Below are 756 nucleotides of genomic sequence, written 5' to 3'. Positions count from 1 at the left end.
GGGTGTTTGGACCGGAGACATCGCGAACAGGTGTGCGAGGACATCGCGAACAGTTTTGCGCGTTTTGCGCGAGGGGGTTCGGGATGCCATTCGGGGACAACAGCGCGATGAAACAGAAACTGGAATTCGTCATGTTGGCGAGCGCGGCGGGGGCGAATGTGAGCGCGTTGTGTCGTCGCTTCGGGATCGGCCGAACGTTGGCTCACAAGTTGCTCGCGCGCTATCGAGCGGAAGGCGAAGCCGGGCTTGTGGAGCGCTCGCGCCAGCCGCGCTCGAGCCCACGGCGCAGCGCCCCGGAGGTCGAAGCGGCGGCGCTTTCGGTGCGCACGGCGCATCCGGCGTGGGGCGGGCGCAAGATCGCGCGGGTGCTTTCGCGCCAGGGGCTTGGCCATCCGGCCGCTTCGACGGTGACGGGCATCCTGCGCCGCAACGGCGTCGAGCTGGGTGCGCTCGGTGGCGGCGCCAAAGCGTTCATCCGCTTCGAGCATGCCGCACCCAACGACCTGTGGCAGATGGACTTCAAGGGCCATGTGCCGTTGCGCGCCGGCCGGCTGCATCCGCTGACCGTGCTCGACGATCATTCGCGGTTCTCGCTGGTGCTGGAAGCTTGCCCCGACCAGACCACCCAAACCGTGCAAACGCGCCTGATCGCGGCCTTCCGGCGCTACGGTCTGCCGTGGCGCATCGCCACCGACAATGGCCCGCCATGGGGCGATGGTGGCCGCAACAACTTCACGCTGCTCACCGTCTGGCTAA

The 756-nt window shown here is 67.3% G+C and carries 1 protein-coding gene; it reads left to right on the top strand.

Going from position 1 to position 756, the window contains the following annotated elements:
- Positions 1–107 precede the first annotated feature (107 nt).
- Positions 108–756 (top strand): DDE-type integrase/transposase/recombinase (locus NKH16_RS34890; protein WP_352903982.1); only part of this gene is annotated, 649 nt, incomplete at its 3' end.

Origin of the sequence: Mesorhizobium sp. M1307 (assembly GCF_040318155.1) — a bacterium.
Taxonomy (GTDB): domain Bacteria; phylum Pseudomonadota; class Alphaproteobacteria; order Rhizobiales; family Rhizobiaceae; genus Mesorhizobium.
This window is presented reverse-complemented; position numbering and strand designations above follow the sequence as displayed.